This window comes from Pseudomonas sp. MF6776, from assembly GCF_016613125.1.
GTDB classification, from domain to species: Bacteria; Pseudomonadota; Gammaproteobacteria; order Pseudomonadales; family Pseudomonadaceae; genus Aquipseudomonas; species Aquipseudomonas iridis.
This window is the reverse complement of the sequence record NZ_JAENSQ010000023.1, coordinates 51,550-67,785: the sequence shown is the minus strand read 5'-3', so window position 1 is coordinate 67,785 and position 16,236 is coordinate 51,550. Positions and strand designations below refer to the sequence as shown.

Annotated in this window: 17 protein-coding genes; 3 read left to right on the top strand and 14 right to left on the bottom strand. The window is 60.6% G+C overall.

Annotation, left to right across the window (positions count from 1 at the left end):
* Positions 1–248: 248 nt before the first annotated feature.
* The 3 genes from JJD74_RS22490 to JJD74_RS22480 form a co-directional block, all read right to left on the bottom strand.
* Complete coding sequence (locus tag JJD74_RS22490; protein ID WP_042561513.1) at positions 249–827, bottom strand: YceI family protein; 579 nt, start codon at positions 825–827, stop codon at positions 249–251.
* A gap of 32 nt (positions 828–859) precedes the next feature.
* On the bottom strand, positions 860–1,411 hold the full coding sequence (locus JJD74_RS22485; RefSeq protein WP_042561514.1) for a cytochrome b: 552 nt from the start codon (positions 1,409–1,411) through the stop codon (positions 860–862).
* Positions 1,412–1,749: 338 nt separating this feature from the next.
* The gene (locus JJD74_RS22480; RefSeq protein WP_200616858.1) at positions 1,750–3,525 is read right to left on the bottom strand and encodes a flavin monoamine oxidase family protein; all 1,776 of its coding nucleotides are present in this window, start codon (positions 3,523–3,525) and stop codon (positions 1,750–1,752) included.
* Positions 3,526–3,746: 221 nt separating this feature from the next.
* Between JJD74_RS22480 and JJD74_RS22475 the strand changes: the two genes are divergently transcribed.
* Positions 3,747–5,153 (top strand): adenosylmethionine--8-amino-7-oxononanoate transaminase, encoded by a 1,407-nt coding sequence (locus tag JJD74_RS22475; protein ID WP_200616857.1) that lies wholly within the window; start codon positions 3,747–3,749, stop codon positions 5,151–5,153.
* A 142-nt stretch (positions 5,154–5,295) separates the two neighbouring features.
* Complete coding sequence (locus tag JJD74_RS22470; RefSeq protein WP_047303909.1) at positions 5,296–6,015, top strand: 16S rRNA (uracil(1498)-N(3))-methyltransferase; 720 nt, start codon at positions 5,296–5,298, stop codon at positions 6,013–6,015.
* Positions 6,016–6,126: 111 nt separating this feature from the next.
* Here the strand turns inward: JJD74_RS22470 and trhA are convergent, their stop codons facing one another.
* Positions 6,127–6,744 (bottom strand): PAQR family membrane homeostasis protein TrhA, encoded by a 618-nt coding sequence (gene trhA, locus JJD74_RS22465; RefSeq protein ID WP_200616856.1) that lies wholly within the window; start codon positions 6,742–6,744, stop codon positions 6,127–6,129.
* A gap of 214 nt (positions 6,745–6,958) precedes the next feature.
* On the opposite strand from trhA, the gene JJD74_RS22460 reads away from it, so the two are divergent.
* Positions 6,959–7,879, top strand: a complete 921-nt coding sequence (locus JJD74_RS22460; RefSeq protein ID WP_200616855.1) for a LysR family transcriptional regulator — start codon at positions 6,959–6,961, stop codon at positions 7,877–7,879.
* A 216-nt stretch (positions 7,880–8,095) separates the two neighbouring features.
* Here JJD74_RS22460 and madM read toward each other — a convergent pair whose 3' ends face one another.
* The 10 genes from madM to JJD74_RS22410 all read right to left on the bottom strand — a co-directional run bounded on the left by madM (position 8,096) and on the right by JJD74_RS22410 (position 15,980).
* Positions 8,096–8,860 (bottom strand): malonate transporter subunit MadM, encoded by a 765-nt coding sequence (madM, locus tag JJD74_RS22455; protein ID WP_042562233.1) that lies wholly within the window; start codon positions 8,858–8,860, stop codon positions 8,096–8,098.
* Positions 8,861–8,865: 5 nt separating this feature from the next.
* Entirely contained in the window at positions 8,866–9,258 is a 393-nt protein-coding gene (madL, locus tag JJD74_RS22450) for a malonate transporter subunit MadL (protein WP_042561520.1), read from the bottom strand.
* Positions 9,259–9,322: 64 nt separating this feature from the next.
* Positions 9,323–10,243 carry a malonate decarboxylase subunit epsilon gene (mdcH, locus tag JJD74_RS22445; protein ID WP_200616854.1) on the bottom strand — a complete coding sequence of 307 codons (921 nt, stop codon included), beginning with the start codon at positions 10,241–10,243 and terminating at the stop codon, positions 9,323–9,325.
* The gene (locus JJD74_RS22440) at positions 10,240–10,860 is read right to left on the bottom strand and encodes a malonate decarboxylase holo-ACP synthase (protein ID WP_115147120.1); all 621 of its coding nucleotides are present in this window, start codon (positions 10,858–10,860) and stop codon (positions 10,240–10,242) included. Before JJD74_RS22440 ends, mdcH begins: the two co-directional genes overlap by 4 nt.
* The gene (gene mdcE / locus JJD74_RS22435; protein ID WP_200616853.1) at positions 10,854–11,639 is read right to left on the bottom strand and encodes a biotin-independent malonate decarboxylase subunit gamma; all 786 of its coding nucleotides are present in this window, start codon (positions 11,637–11,639) and stop codon (positions 10,854–10,856) included. The genes JJD74_RS22440 and mdcE overlap by 7 nt, the downstream gene beginning before the upstream one ends.
* Entirely contained in the window at positions 11,636–12,487 is an 852-nt protein-coding gene (locus JJD74_RS22430; RefSeq protein WP_200616852.1) for a biotin-independent malonate decarboxylase subunit beta, read from the bottom strand. The genes mdcE and JJD74_RS22430 overlap by 4 nt, the downstream gene beginning before the upstream one ends.
* A complete protein-coding gene (locus JJD74_RS22425; protein ID WP_150601960.1) occupies positions 12,480–12,779 on the bottom strand; it encodes a malonate decarboxylase subunit delta in 300 nt (99 codons plus the stop codon). Before JJD74_RS22425 ends, JJD74_RS22430 begins: the two co-directional genes overlap by 8 nt.
* Positions 12,779–13,651, bottom strand: a complete 873-nt coding sequence (locus tag JJD74_RS22420; RefSeq protein WP_200616851.1) for a triphosphoribosyl-dephospho-CoA synthase — start codon at positions 13,649–13,651, stop codon at positions 12,779–12,781. The genes JJD74_RS22425 and JJD74_RS22420 overlap by 1 nt, the downstream gene beginning before the upstream one ends.
* Positions 13,651–15,321 carry a malonate decarboxylase subunit alpha gene (mdcA, locus tag JJD74_RS22415; protein WP_200616850.1) on the bottom strand — a complete coding sequence of 557 codons (1,671 nt, stop codon included), beginning with the start codon at positions 15,319–15,321 and terminating at the stop codon, positions 13,651–13,653. The genes JJD74_RS22420 and mdcA overlap by 1 nt, the downstream gene beginning before the upstream one ends.
* 293 nt (positions 15,322–15,614) lie before the next feature.
* Positions 15,615–15,980: a DUF6124 family protein gene (locus JJD74_RS22410; RefSeq protein WP_200616849.1), complete on the bottom strand. Its 366-nt coding sequence runs from the start codon at positions 15,978–15,980 to the stop codon at positions 15,615–15,617.
* Positions 15,981–16,236: the final 256 nt, after the last annotated feature.

Below are 16,236 nucleotides of genomic sequence, written 5' to 3'. Positions count from 1 at the left end.
CGCAATGAAAAATGCCCCGGTTCGCAAGAGCCGGGGCATTTTTTATGGGCAACGCCAACCCTGTACACACCTTCCCCTGTGGGAGCGAGCCTGCTCGCGAAGAGGTCAGCACATCCAATATGGATGCTGGCTGACACTACGCCTTCGCGAGCAGGCTCGCTCCCACAGGGGGATGGGTGTGTGTGGCAGGCAATAAAAAACGCCCCCGGCTTTTCAACCGGGGGCGTTTTTGTGTGGCTGGCGAAAAATTACTTCGCTTTCACGCCTTCAAACGAAACGTACAGCTCGACCGCGTCGGACTTAGGACCCAGGTCTTTCTGCTTGCCGAAATCGGAACGCTTGATGCTGGTGGTGCCTTCGAAGCCGGCACGGTAGCCGCCCCATGGATCCTTGCCTTCCCCCAGGAAAGTGGCTTTGACAACCACTGGCTTGGTGACGCCCAGAAGGGTCAGGTCGCCAGTCACGTCAGCGGTGTTCGCACCGGTGGACTTGACGCTGGTGGAGACGAACGTCGCTTTGCCAAACTTGCTGGCATTGAGGAAGTCTGCGCTGGCGATGTGCTTGTCGCGTTCGGCGTGATTGGTGAACACGCTGGCGGTGTTGACGTTGAACTCGATCTTGCTGTCTTCAGGCTTGGCCGCGTCGAAGCTGAACTTGCCGTCGATGTCCTTGAAAGTACCGGTGATGAAGCTGTAGCCCAGGTGGCTGATCTTGAAGTCGACGAAGGCGTGCTGGCCTTCTTTATCAACGACGTAATCAGCAGCCATTACGTTGGCGGACAGAACGGCAGAACCGATTGCCAGAGCGGCCAGAGTCTTTTTCAACATGCTTTGTTTTCCTTTGGAGTCGAGGTTGAATTTCAGGCTTTGCGACCGAGCATTCGAGTGAGGGTCGCATCACGATCGATAAAGTGGTGCTTCAATGCTGCCAACGCATGGAGACCGGAAAAAATTACCACCGCCCACGCGAGCCAGAGATGAATCACCCCAGCGGTATCTGCCTGATCCGGTAGCCCGGAAACCAGTGCAGGAACTTCAAACAGGCCAAACACCGGAATACCGACACCGTCTGCGGTGGAAATCAGGTAACCGGCAAGCATCACAGCGAACAGCGCGAGATACAGAAACCCGTGGCCGAATTTAGCGCCGATACGGGTCATGCGACTGTAGCTTTGCAGCGTCGGCGGCGGTGGGCTGATAAAACGCCACAACACCCGCAACACCATCACACCGAGCAGCACCAGACCAATGCTCTTGTGCAGATCCGGCGCGTCTTTGCGCCAGGTGCTGTAGTAATCCAGCCCCACCATCCACAGGCCCAGCGCGAACAGTCCGAAGACCACCAGCGCCACACCCCAGTGCATGAAGATGCTGACCCAACCATAGCGCGAAGAAGAGTTACGTAGCTGCATTGCTCAAATCCTGTGAGAACTGCGAACCAAGACTAGCGAGTTATCTATCGAATTAAAGCGGAAAATTTCGCTTTGAAATATCGAGAAATACGATGAAGAGTCTGAAAGTGGCGTGTTAAGGAAAGATTAAAGGAGAAATTGTGGCGGGATGTTGTTGCCAGGCAATGGAATGGGTATGTCTGAACAGGCACCTTCGCGAGCAGGCTCGCTCCCACAGGGAATTGTATTCCAGCTGAAGAGCCCGCTCGAATGTGGGAGCGAGCCTGCTCGCGAAAGCGATCTGACAGGCAAAAAAAAGCGCGGCATAAGCGCCGCGCTTCTTCATTAACCGCAAGGCTTTACTGCGCCTTGGTCTCGGTCGTTGCCGCAGGCTTGGCTGCTGGCTTCTTCGCCGGTTCAGCCTTTTTCACCGCCGGTTTGGCCGCTGGTTTCGCCGCTGGCTTTTTCGCTTCGGTTTTCGCCGCAGGTTTCTTCGCTGCTGGCTTGGCCGCGGCTTTTTTCGCAGGCTCGGCTTTTACCGGCGCCGCTGGCTTCGGCGCTTCCACCGGAGCTGGCGCAGGTGCCGGAGTTGGCGCAGGCGCTGGGGCCACAGGAGCTGGCTCTGGAGCTTTCACAGGCTCTGGCTTCTTCTCATCATCCGAACCACCGAACAGGTTGCTGAAGAAGTTGCCCTTCTTCGCAGCTACGGCACCTGCCGCGCCCGCCGCTGCTGCGGCCGGGATCACTTTGGCCGGTTCAAATGATTTGCCAGCCGCCAGATCTTCAACCTGGCTGGCCGCACGCTGACCGGTGCGCAGCGCACCTTCCAGAGTGCCCGGGTACAAGGTGTCGGTGTGTTCGCCGGCAAACGCTACGCGCTGCAGCGGACGCTCCCAGACGCGCCAGAACTTGCTGATCTGGCCCGGGCCGTAGGCCAGGTACGCACCGCCCATCGACGGGTCGGTGCTGTAGCGACGGATCTCATAACCGGTGAACGAGCCACGGGCCTGTGGATAAAACGCGTGCAGACGAATCAGCACCTGATCGACCATCTGCTTGTCGCCAAATGCCTGCATCACGCGGGCATTGTCGCCAGACAGGTTGATCACCACGTTGGCGCCGCCCTTCAGCGCGGGCTCGATCCACAACATGCCTAGACCTGTGTTGCTGTAGATCTCGCCGGACATGCGCGACTTGCTTTCCCACACCGGCGTCTTGAACTTCAGCATGATCTGGTCGCGCCAACCGTAGTTGGTGCCCTTGATGGCCCCCAGACGCTGGGCATCCAGCGCCGGGGTCAGCTGAATCTTGTTCAATGCACGCAGCGGCACAGCCAGCACGACGTAATCGGCCTGGTAACCGACGCTGCCAACCTTGACGGTCACGCCGTCCTTGTCCTGGCTGATGGCCGACACGGGCGAGTTGGTCTTGATGGTCTTGATCTGTTTGACGAACGCTTGCGCCAGCACCTGGCTGCCGCCGACCAGGCGCGAGGCGCGCAGGTCACGGTCGGAGACGCCGCGGTACACGCGGTTCTGCTGGGCGAAATACAGCAGCGACAGACGCGAAGGCTCGTCGTAATGGGTGCGGATGTCCTGGTTGATCAACTGACGCGCAGTGGCTGGCAGATTCTGTTTGTCGAGCCAGCTCGACACGGTGATCTGGTCCAGTGCGTGCAGGGTGTTGGTCGCTGCTGGGTTCTGTGGATCGTCGATCGAGCGCGCCAGATCGTCGAGGGTTTTCTGGTAGCGCTTGAGCGCATCGGCGGTGGCTGGTTGCTTGGTCGCCAGGTCGGCAGCGGAAAAATACTCGCCGTCGATCAGATAACCCGGCGTGCGCACGAATTCCGGTGCAGGCGTGGTGCCGAGCTTGAACGTCGAGACGTACTTGTTCAGTACCGGCTGGGTTTTGTCATTGCCGATCCACTCGCTGGTGGCCATGCCCGAGCGACCGCCCAGGCTTGGTTTGGCTTCGAGCAGCGTGACCTGCCAGCCTTTGTTTTGCAGTTCGTAAGCGGCTGTCAGGCCCGACAGGCCGCCGCCGATCACGATTGCAGTTTTATCCTTGGCCAGCGCCGTAACGCTGAACAGCCCCAACATCACCAGCGCACAGGCGCGCAGCCAACCGACAGACATTCAGCGAACTCCGGAAATACACAGAAAAAAGCAGTTGTGCGGGTCAGACGACCCAAAGAACCGCGAAGAATACGTTAGCCATCAAAACGCCGCCAGCGACGTCTATCGGCTCATACAAAGTAGCTCAATCGACACAATGGGTTGTTCCCGCGCGATGCATTGCATAGGCTTGCGCGATTGTTTGCCCGCGCCTGTCGCGAGCCGCCTCGAGGAGACTGTAAATGGGCCTTAATAATCAGTGGATGCAACGCGATCTCGCGGTGTTGTGGCATCCCTGCACCCAGATGAAAGACCACGAACAACTGCCGCTGATCCCGATCAAGCGCGGCGAAGGCGTCTGGCTCGAAGATTTCGAAGGCAAGCGCTACCTCGACGCAGTCAGCTCGTGGTGGGTCAACGTGTTCGGCCACGCCAACCCGCGAATCAACCAGCGCATCAAGGATCAGGTCGATCAACTGGAGCACGTGATTCTCGCTGGTTTCAGCCATCAACCGGTGATCGAGCTGTCCGAACGTCTGGTGAAGATGACGCCGGAAGGCCTGAACCGGGTGTTCTACGCCGATAACGGTTCGTCCTGCATCGAAGTCGCGCTGAAAATGAGCTTTCACTACTGGCTCAACCGCGGCATGCCCGCCAAAAAACGCTTCGTTACCCTGACCAACAGCTACCACGGCGAAACCATGGCGGCGATGGCGGTCGGCGACGTGCCGCTGTTCACCGAAACCTACAAAGCCCTGCTGATGGACACCATCAAGGTGCCGAGCCCGGATTGCTATGGGCGTCCGCAAGGCATGAGCTGGGAAGAGCACTCGCGCAATATGTTCGCCGCAATGGAACAGACGTTGGCCGAGAACCATGGCAGCGTTGCGGCAGTGATCGTCGAACCACTGATTCAGGGCGCCGGCGGCATGCGCATGTACCACCCGGTGTACCTCAAACTGTTGCGCGAGGCCTGCGACCGTTACGGCGTGCACCTGATCCTCGACGAAATCGCCGTCGGCTTTGGCCGCACCGGGACGATGTTCGCCTGCGAGCAGGCCGGCATTCGTCCGGACTTCCTCTGCCTGTCCAAGGCCCTGACCGGCGGCTACCTGCCGCTGGCCGCGTGCCTGACCACCGACGATGTCTACAGCGCGTTCTACGACGACTATCCAACCCTGCGCGCCTTCCTCCACTCGCACAGCTACACCGGCAACCCGCTGGCGTGTGCGGCGGCGCTGGCGACGCTGGATATCTTCGAGCAGGACAACGTGATCGAGAACAACAAGGCACTCGCCCAGCGCATGGCGTCGGCGACGGCGCACCTGGTCGATCACCCGAACGTCAGCGAAGTGCGTCAGACCGGCATGGTCCTGGCCATCGAGATGGTCAAGGATAAAGCCACCAAAGAGGCCTACCCTTGGCAGGATCGCCGCGGTCTGAAGGTGTTCCAGCATGCGCTGGAGCGTGGCGCGCTGCTGCGTCCGCTCGGCAGCGTGGTGTACTTCCTGCCGCCGTACGTGATCACACCGGAGCAGATCGACTTCCTCGCCGAAGTCGCCAGCGAAGGCATCGACATCGCCACCCGTGACAGCGTCAGCGTGGCCGTGCCGAAGGATTTCCATCCGGGGTTCCGTGATCCGGGTTGATTCAAAATTTGTGGTGCCTGAACTGCCGCTTTCGCGAGCAGGCTCGCTCCCACCCTGGAATGCATTCCCCTGTGGGAGCGAGCCTGCTCGCGAATGAAACCGACACCGATTCAACTGATTCACATCTTTTCAGAGACCCGAAATGAGACTGTCCCGCTTCTTTATCGATGCCCCGCTAAGCACCGGCCAACACGAACTGCCGGAAGCGCAGGCACATTACATCAGCCGCGTGCTGCGCATGGCCGAGGGCGATGCGGTGCAGATGTTCGACGGTTCCGGCCATGAGTTTCGCGGTTCCTTGCTGGAAGTCGGCAAGAAACGCGTGGTGGTGCAGATCGACGAGCAGTTCGCCGGACAGATCGAATCACCGCTGCAAATCCATCTCGGCCAGGGCTTGTCCCGCGGCGAGCGGATGGACTGGGCGATCCAGAAAGCCACCGAACTGGGCGTCAATGAAATCACGCCGATCTTCAGCGATCGCTGTGAAGTTCGCCTCAAAGACGAGCGCGCTGACAAACGCCTGCAGCATTGGCGTCAGGTAGCGATCAGCGCATGTGAGCAATGTGGTCGTTCGCGGGTCCCGGTGATTCACCCACCGGTACTGCTGGCGGACTGGATCAAGCAGACCGAAGCCGAGTTGAAACTGGTGCTGCACCCGGTGGCCGAGCCGCTGGTGAGCCATGCCAAACCTTCGACACTGGCGTTTCTGATCGGGCCGGAGGGCGGCTTGTCCGAGGCCGAGGTCGAGCAGGCCAAAACCAACGGCTTCCACGCTGCGCGCCTGGGTCCGCGCGTGTTGCGTACCGAGACGGCGCCGGTGGTTGCTTTGGCGGTGGCACAACAGTTGTGGGGTGATTTCTAGGTCCCCATCGCTGGCAAGCCAGCTCCCACAGGGTTCAGTGTTGTTCACAAATGTTGTGGCCAACAACGCACCTGTGGGAGCTGGCTTGCCAGCGATTAGCCGCGCCTCGGTCTACAAGACGTAAAACATAATCGCGATAAAGTGCAGCAGGCTCCCGGCAATCACAAACAAATGCCAGATCCCGTGGGCATGTCGTAGCCGATGATCCAGGGCAAAAAAGATAATCCCCATGGTGTACAAAACCCCGCCCGTCGCCAGCCACGCGAAACCCGTCGCGCCCAACGCCGCCAGTAACGGCTTGACTGCCACCAGCACGATCCAGCCCATCACCGCATAGATCACGATGGACAGAATCCGCGCCTCGGAACGGGGTTTGATCTCTTGCAGAATGCCGATCAGCGCCAGCCCCCAGACAATCCCGAACAGCGTCCAGCCCCACACCCCGCGCAAGGTCACCAGGCAAAACGGCGTGTAGCTGCCGGCGATCAGCAGATAGATCGAGAAGTGATCGACCTTCTTCATGATCTCTTTCTTGCGCCCGCGCACGCTGTGGTACACGGTCGATGCGCTGTACAACACCAGCAGGGTAAACGCGTAAATCGCCACACTGACGATCTTCCATGGACTGCCATCGAGGCAGGCGATGACCAGCATCCACACACCACCGATAAAAGCCGCCACTGCCCCGACCAGATGCGTCCAGGCGTTCAATCGTTCTCCGTGATACATCTATTGCTCACCTCAAAATTCATTACCGCAGTGCGCAAGGCTCGGGCCTTGAGCGTAAAAGCGCAATGTTTCCGTTCAACATGAATCCGCGTAGGAGCTGCCGCAGGCTGCGATCTTTTGATCTTCAAAGGCAAAAGATCGCAGCCTGCGGCAGCTCCTACAAAGGGCCGCGTTTACCGTGCACAATCGGCCGATACCAAAAAGAGTCCGCGCCATGTTGATCGACGAAGAGTTGACCCTGAAAAAACTCGAGGTGTTCCTCGCTTTCATGCGCACCGGCAATCTCGCCCGTGCCGCTGCCGAGTTGCAAACCAGCAACGTCAGCGTGCACCGCGCGATTCACTCGCTGGAAAACGCCCTGCGCTGCCCGCTGTTCAAACACGAAGGCCGCAACCTGACGCCGCTGGAAAGCGCCTATGTACTGGAGGAACACGCGCAGAAGCTGATCCAGGACGTGGTCGAAAGCGTACGCCTGACCCGCGAGGCCGCAGGATTCTCCGCCGAACGCTTCAAGCTCGGTTCGCTGTATTCACTGACCGTGAAAACCGTGCCGCAACTGATCATGGGCCTGAAGATCCGCCGCAGCGAACTCAACATCGACCTGATTCTTGGCTCGAACATCGACCTGCTCTACAAGCTGAAAAACATGGAAGTCGACGCGATTCTGGTGTCGCTGGACGACAGCATCAACGACCCGGATTGCGAGCAGATTGCGCTGTTCTCCGATGACATTTTCCTCGCCACCCCTGCCGATTCAAGATTTGCCCAGCGCAGTGAAGTTGATCTGGCGGACGTACGCGATGAAACCTTCATCACCTTGACCCAGGGCTTTGCCACGCATCAGGACGGCAATCGGGTGTTCAGGCAGGCGGGGTTCGAGCCGAAGGTGGCGATGCAGGTGAATGACATCTTCACGCTGCTGAGCATGGTCAGTTCCGGGGTAGGTTATGCGTTGCTGCCGGGGCGGATTGCGGCGGTGTACGAGAACCGGGTCAAGCTGATTCCGTTGCAGGAAAAGTATCGGTTGCAGCAGCACATCGGCGTGGTGTTTTTGAAGGCCAAGGAGCGCGATCCGAATTTGCTCGCGTTGTTGGCGGAGTGTCGGATGTATGCGAATCGCCAGACGGCGGTGTGATTGGAAGCAGATCAAGATCAAGAGCTACCCCCTCACCCCAGCCCTCTCCCCCAAGGGGCGAGGGGGAAAGGGAGCAGATCGGGGGCTTTTTTCAGAACCGGAGTTCGACACAGAAATTTCAGGTCGATGCACCTCCAACATCCACCTCGGTTGTCCCCTCTCCCTCCGGGCGGTCCGACGTTTCGGGAGGGTTAGGGTTTGCTTTTCAGGCGGCCGTTAACCCACCAACCCCCGCATCACCAAAAACAATACCGAAGGCCCAAGCAAACACCCAAGCGCGGTATAGAACGCCGCCGTCAGGCAACCGTAAGGCACCAGTTTCGGATCCGTCGCCGCCAGCCCGCCAGCCACGCCACTGGAAGTGCCCATCAACCCGCCGAAGATCACCGCACTGCGCGGGTTGTTCAAGCCGATCATCGGCGCTACGAACGGTGTCATCACCATCACCAGAATGGCCTTGATCAACCCCGCAGCAATCGACAGCGCCATGACTTCAGAACTGGCACCAATCGCCGCACCGGTCACCGGGCCGACAATGTAAGTCACCGCCCCCGCGCCGATGGTGGTCAGGCTCACAGCATCGGTATAACCGAATGCCATCGCCACACCTACACCGGCGACAAACGACGTGCCCACCCCGACAAACAGCGCCAGTACACCGACAAACCCGGCCCGCTTGAGCTCTTCAACACTCACGCCGAACGCCGTGGCAACGATGGCGAAATCGCGCAGCATCGCTCCGCCCAGCAAACCGATACCGGACAACAGTGGAATATCCACCACGCCTTTCTGCCCACCGGTCAGCGCACCGCCAACGTAGGACAACACCAGCCCGAGCAGAATGGCAATCGCCGAACCGTGCAACCGGCCCTTGGTGAAGGTGTTGGACATCCAGTAGGACACCCACATGGTCAGGCCGACAATCAGGAAGCCGCTGATCAGGCCGTAACCGGTGATGACTTTCATCAATGATTCGTACATGGCGATCACCCCACAGTCTTGGGTGGAATGACGGCGGTCGACTCCTTGTTACCAAGGCGTACCAGCACCGGCACCATGGCAAACGCAATCACCACAGCCAGCGTCCCCGCCAGAATTGCCATCGGCCCGCCCTTCAGTGCGCCGTAAACGTTTTGCTGCGCCGCCATGGCGACCACGATCGGAATGTAGATCGCACTCCAGAACTCGACTCCCTGTTCAGTCTTGCCCTTGAGCCAGCCGGTTTTGTTCAGATAACTGCCCAGGCCGATCAACAGCAGCATCGCAATGCCGACGCCGCCGACGTTGGCCGGCACGCCGATCAGCTTGCCGAGCAGTTCACCGACCCAGATACCCACCAGCGTACAAAAGGCGAGAAACGCCACACCGTAAATAATCATTGTTGTAGTCCTCAAAGTGCATCGTCGAATGTTGTTTTTGTTGTTCGAAGCTTGAGTCGGCGTTTTAGGTTCGGCGGCTTCCCTCCTCACGCAACAGCGCCTGCAAGGTGTCGAGGCGAGCACTGTCGAAGGCAGTGACAGTGCCTGATTCGAACACCCGGCGCGCCAGCCCGGTCAGCACCGCACCGGGCGGCAGTTCGATCTGTAGCCGCACGCCGCGCTCGTAGGCGCTTTGCACGGTGCCGCGCCAGTCCACTACGCGGCACATGTTGAAAGCGAGGTCGTCGCGCAGGGCATCGACCTTAGTCACCGGGCGCGCCCGGCTGCCACTCAGGTAAGCGATTTGCGGGGTTTGCAGTTGTATTTTGGCGAAGGCTTCAGCGAGGGTCTGAGCCGGTTGATCCAGCAGCGGACAATGCGACGGCACGCTGACCGCCAGACGCTTCGCCAGCCCTGCGCCACGACTGCGCGCCAGTTCGGCAACCGCTTGCATCGCCTTGTCACTGCCAGCAATGACCACTTGGTTATCGGCGTTGATGTTGGCCAGATAAACCGGCGTTTCGGCGCTGTGAACCTGCACCAGCAACGCTTCGACTGTGGACAACTGCAAGCCGATAATCGCGGTCATGCCAAAGCCCTGTGGATAAGCCTGCTGCATCAACTCACCGCGCAGGCTGACCAGATGCAGTGCATCGCTGAAGCTCAAGGCACCCGCCACCACCGCTGCCGGGTAAGCGCCGATGGACAAACCTGCGACGTAATCCGCCGTGAGTCCGTGCTGCAGCAGTTGCCGCGAAGCGGCTGTGCCTGCGATCAACAGACACAACTGAACCGCCCTTGTCGTGCGCAACGCTTCGGCAGAGTCGAGCAGCAACACGTCCTCACCGAGCACATCGCTGGCCTCGACCAAGGTTTCCCGAGGCAACCGCTGGAGCATGCCCGGTTGCTGCGCGCCCTGGCCTGGGAACACCAAAAGGCTGCTCACGCTGCCTGCTCCTGCACATTCCATGGATCTGCCACCAGACACGCCTGATGGGCGTTTTTCAGCAGCACCCGCGCTGAGGGGCCAGCCCATTCGCGCAGGGCCACCGCGCCGAATGGCGTCTGCAATTGCATGTCGACCCGGCAGGCTGCCTGATCGAAAAGCGCTACCAGTTCGCGCGCCTGATTACGCGCCAACAGGTGCGGCGTACGCAGGATCAGATCGAGATCGCTGCCCTCATGCATCGCCGCAAAGCCACTGGCCAGTTCAAACCCGGCACTGCCACTGACGCCCCAGACCCAACCGCAATCATCGAGCATCGGCCGCAACTGTTCGAGCGCGCGCAGGGCCGGCACGTCGCGATCACTGTCGACATGACAAAGCGCTTCCGGACTGACCCGACAGGCAATCGAATCGACTGCCATGAACGCCGCCAACCGCTGCTCGCGCAAAACACCGCGCACGCCAACGGCAACAAAACCATCAGCGCTCATTGCCCGGCGCACCACCACCGGCTGCCCGACCCTGAGCGATTCAACCGCCCACTGCGGCGCATCCACCGGCAACTGCGCAGGCGTCATGCCCCAGAGCAGGTCGTGGGCCAGAGGCATGTTCACCACTGCGCCCTCAGCAGTTCGCGCACGCGGCTGGAAGCTTCACGATTGTTCGCACCGAGACGACCGCTCAGATCATTGCTGCTGACATCGTTGATCGCTTGGTTCAGGCATTCAGTCACCCGGGCCAGATCCTCCGCTGTCGGCTGCTCGATCTGCTGCACCGACAGGGTTTCCCAGAGCAAGCCGAGGCTGGCATAGCTGTCGATGTCATAAGCCATCGGCGGCACGCTGGCGGCCAGTGCTTCGAGTTCTTCGACACTGCGCAACGTGACCCGCGCCGCCGACGCCTTGCCCATCGCGTGCACCATCACGCCGGGATCGCGCAGGGCAATCAAACGGTTGGCCTGATAACCGTGGGCAAGGAACGCCCCGGACATCGCTTTGCCCACCAGAAGCCCAATCACCGGGTGCCCGGCCAAACGTGCGCGGGCATAACTGTCCGCAGCACCGGCCAAAGCCTGATGAATGCCCAGCGCTTCTTCGCGACGACCATAGGCCTGGCTTGGTACATCGACGATGGCGATCAGTGCGCGTTTCTGTGATTTGTCGCGGTCAGCAGTGATCGCGTCATCCACAGCCTTGGCCAAACCCCAGCCTTCCAACAGCCCGACTTCACCGTTTCGAGCACGGGGAAAACGATTGTGCGGGTCAGCGACCACGGCGATAAAACGCCCGAGCTGGCCATCGGCAACTTTCAACGATGACGGCAACCCTTCGACCTCTACGGCGCCAGCGCTCAACGCGTTGAACCAGTTCAAACCGCGCACGGAATAGCTACTCATGAGCGCTCTCCTTGATACAGATCGCGAACCACCGAAGGCTCGATTTGCTTGTCAGTGTCGAGGCTGGCCAGACGCTGCAGGAACCACTCGGCACGCTGACTGCGCTGTTGCGTCGGCAATCCTTGCTGCAGTAATTCGCCGACCTGCTGACGAATCTGCGCCACATCATCGGCGACATAACGATCCACCAACCCACTGGCGAAACGCTGCTCGCCACCGGTCAGGCTCCAGATAAATGGCCGGTCGCGAGAGTCGTATTCTTCGATCCCGGCTTCCTGCTCGATCACTTGCGGGCCGTTCAGGCCAAGGCGTGCTTCCTGGGTCACCAGCAGATAGCTGCACAGCGCAGCGGCAATCGACATGCCGCCAAAGCAACCTACGCTGCCCGCCACCACACCGACGACCGGTTGGTACTGCTGCAAATCGACAATTGCCGCGTGAATATCGGCAATCGCCGCCAAGCCGAGATTGGCTTCCTGCAAACGCACGCCACCGGTTTCCAGCAGCAATATGGCGCGGGTCGGGATGCCTTTGCGGTTGTCCTCGGCGGCCAGTTCCAGCGCGCCGGCAATTTTTGCCCCGCCGACTTCGCCGAGGCTGCCGCCCTGAAACGCGCCTTCGATGGCGGCGATCACCACCGGCAGGCCATCAACGCTGCCCTTGCCGATCACCACACCGTCATCGGCCTGCGGCACCACGCCCTGGCGTTCAAGCCATGGCGACATGACGCGCTGGAACGGGTCAAGCAATTCGCGGAAGGTACCGGCATCGAGCAAGGCTTTCGCCCGTTGCCGCGCGCCGAGTTCAACGAAGCTGTGTTTGTGCAAAAGCGCTGCGCTGTCAGTCATGGCCGATCTCCTCGAAACCTTGCTCCAGACGCAACCGCACCACACCCGGCGTCGCGCCGAAATCGTGGATATCGATGGCCATGGCGGGCGGCGTGGTGCCGTCGAACATCCGCGCAAACAAGTGCTGCCAGCGCTGCTGCGCGCCGTTGACCGAGGTCTGCACGTTGATCGTCAACTTGCCGGCCAGTCCCGGTTCAATCAGCACTTCCAGATCGCCCGAGCCAACACAACCGACCAGCGCGCGACCGCGTGGCGGCGGCCCGGCGGGGAATTCAAACGATAGGGTTTCCATCAAAACGCTCCCTGAAAGAGGCCGTCGCGCTCGATTCGGTCGAGCAGTAGCGTGGCGGCGAGCAAGTCGGCGGCGCCACCGGGCGAGGCATTCAATGCGATGAGTTGTTGATCCAGTTCGTGCAGTCGTCGGCGGCCGGTGAGGCTGGCGCTACCGCCGGCATCCAGCACCGCTTGCGCGCCTTGCTGCATGGCTTGCAACCCCGCTTCGCCGGCGCGATAGAGCACGCAGGTGTCGGCCAGGTCAGTCATGATCGCCAGCAAAGCGTCGAGCCGGGCGTTCTGTTCGCCGTGACCACGGGCGCGACTGCTTTTGAGTTGCGGCAAGCCGCGTTGCAGCACCGAAGGAAAACCCAGTTGCGCTTCTTCGCGAGCACCGCGTGCGCCGTACCGCAGTGCGACTTGTGCGCCGTGACTTAGCGGGCGCGGTGCGTAGCGATCATCGAGCAGCGCCAGACGTGCGGCCCTGACGCAAACAGCACCGGCCTTGCTGGATTTCGCGTCCAGTGCCGCCGCTGTCACGATCAGGCCCAACGCCCAGATCGCGCCGCGATGGGTATTCACGCCGTGAGTGGTTGCGAGCATCGCTTGCTCGCCTTCACGGCCAATCCGACCAACCGCTTCACGCAACGGCAAACCGACTTCGCCGATGTCGACAGCCGCTTCGGCCATCTCCTTGAACGCTGGCCACAATGACAGCGCCGAAGCGTGCATCAGGTCCAGGTGCAGATCGGTATGCGCGCCGTTGCCACGACGATCCACCAGTGCCGGTTTCGGTGACAGATCCGCTTCGTCGATCAATGCGTCGACCGCCAGATCCGCCAGTCGCTCGGCCAGGCTCAGAGGTTTCGTTTGCAGGTTGAATGCGTGCATTACCAGCTCCTGAACTTGGCGGGCGGGTTGTAGAGGCCGCCGGACCACTCGACCAGATCGGCCACGCTCTTCGCCGCCAGCAGTTCGCGGGTGGCGTCGGTGCGGCGGATGCCGAGGTCTTCGGGCAAGGCGATCAGGCCTTCGCGGCGCATGCGCTCGGTGTCTTTGGGGTTGTGGCGCAGGCCAATGGCGGTGACGCCCGCAACGGCTGCGATCATCGCTTGGCGCTCTTCCAGCGAACGCGCTTTATAGAGGTAAGCGATGCCTTCTTCGGTCAGCAGGTGGGTCACGTCGTCGCCGTAAATCATGATCGGCGCCAGCGGCATGCCGCTCTTCTTCGCCACTTCCACCGCATCGAGGGTTTCGACGAAGGTCGGTTTGCCGCCCTCCTGGAACGTCTCGACCATTTGCACCACGAGTTTCTTGCCGCGTTCGAGCATCGGTTGCAGCGAGTCGTCGTGGCGCATATCGAGCCATGCAGGCGTGCCGTGGCGGCGGCCACGCGGGTCGTGGCCCATGTTCGGTGCGCCACCGAACCCGGCGAGTCGGCCACGGGTAACGGTGGAAGAATGGCCGTCTCCATCGACCTGCAACGTCGCGCCGATAAACAGATCCACCGCGTACTGCCCGGCCAGTTGGCAGAACATCCGGTTGGAACGCAGCGAGCCATCGCGACCGGTGAAGAACACGTCTGGCCGCGCGGCGATGTAATTTTCCATGCCCAGTTCGGTGCCGAAGCAATGCACGCTTTCAACCCAGCCACTTTCAATCGCCGGGATCAGCGTCGGGTGCGGGTTGAGCGTCCAGTTGCGGCAGATCTTGCCCTTGAGCCCAAGGGATTCGCCGTAGGTCGGCAGGATCAGTTCGATGGCCGCGGTGTTGAAACCGATGCCGTGGTTGAGCGACTGCACGTTGTGTTTTTCGTAGATGCCGCGGATCGCCATCATCGCCATCAACACATGCACAGGCTTGATGTGACGCGGGTCGCGGGTGAACAGCGGTTCGATGTAGAACGGCTTGTCGGCCACCACCACAAAATCGACCCATGACGCTGGAATGTCCACGCGGGGCAGTTCGCTGACATCGTCGACCAGTTGATTGACCTGGACGATGACGATGCCGTCGCTGAACGCTGCCGGTTCGATCAGCGCCGGGGTGTCTTCGGTGCTTGGGCCGGTATAGATGTTGCCGGCACGGTCGGCCATGAATCCGGCCGAGAGCACGACGTTGGGAATCAGGTCCACCACCAGCCGTGCGTAGAGTTCGATGTAGGTGTGGATCGCGCCGACTTCCAGCAACCCGTCCTCAAGCAACTGACTGATGCGCAGGCTCTGGGTGCCGGCGAAGGAGAAATCCAGCTTGCGAGCGATGCCGCGTTCGAACAGGTCGAGGTGCTCGGAGCGGCCGACGCTGGGCATGATCATATGCAGGTTGTGGAGCTTTTCGGGATCAGCCTTGGCGAGAGAGCGAGAGAGGAAGTCCGCCTGCTTCTGGTTATTGCCCTCCAGCACTACACGGTCGCCGGGCAGGATCAACGCCTCAAGCGCCGCGACGATCTTGTCGGTGGGCAACACCACACCGTCGGCCAGCCCACGCACCTTGTCGAGACGGCGCTGCTTCTCATCGCGCCGCCGCGTCCAGCGCGAGTCGGGGGAAATTGTTGTTGTCATGCTCACTCCACGGGTTCGCTGTCGTGGAGCTAAGTTAGGCGTGTGAGTGGGGGGGCATCAATCAAGCAGGGTGGTGAAACGTTACGCTTGGCGTAATGATCAAGAGCCCCCTCTCCCTAGCCCTCTCCCGAAGGGAGATGGGACCGATTGGGGGATACTCAAGAAATATGCCGACCTGATTGTGCTTTACCGAATCCATAATCGACTCGGTTGTTCAGGTCGATGTAAAACGCGCTACACCTCGGTCGGCCCCCTCTCCCCCCGGGAGAGGGCTGGGGTGAGGGGCTTTTGGCTTACTCGGTTGGCACTAACGTGTCGAGCACCCGATTAACCGCCAGCTCCGCCAGCATCACCACTTGCGCGATGCCTTGCAGGGTTTTGCGGTGGGTGCCTTCGACCATCGCCACATGGTTGTGCAGCATGACGGTGGCCGAGCCGAGTGTTTCGCTGGCATCTGCCAGGAGAGACTCGGTATCAGCTTCGGGGGCGGTCATGTACAGCTTGTTGGGCTTGTAGGGTGCGGCCATGATTTCGGCGGTCGGTGGGCCGAGGTAATGGTCGAGGGCGCGCTCGGCGGCTTCGTGGAGTTTCTTGGAATCGGGCGATTCGTAGGGGGATGCCGGGTCTGTGACCGGCGGGTTAGGCGTTGGTTTAATCATCTTCAGGTTCCGGAATAAAGCTGGAACCGCTTCTCTGCTAAAAGAAGGGGTGGCAGCTGAACGCAGGTTAGCAGACCGGGGAACCTAAGGAAGCCGGCGCGCCGAAGCGCCCTGCGCACAGCCGCCATCGAACTCAGGCGTTGAGCCTGACTGATGATGTGTGTGCACCCTTAGATTAACCACGGGCTGCTAAACCCGATCACTGCGAATCAGTGACCCGATCCAAGTTACGCAGCCAGCCCTGGGCGCACAAGCC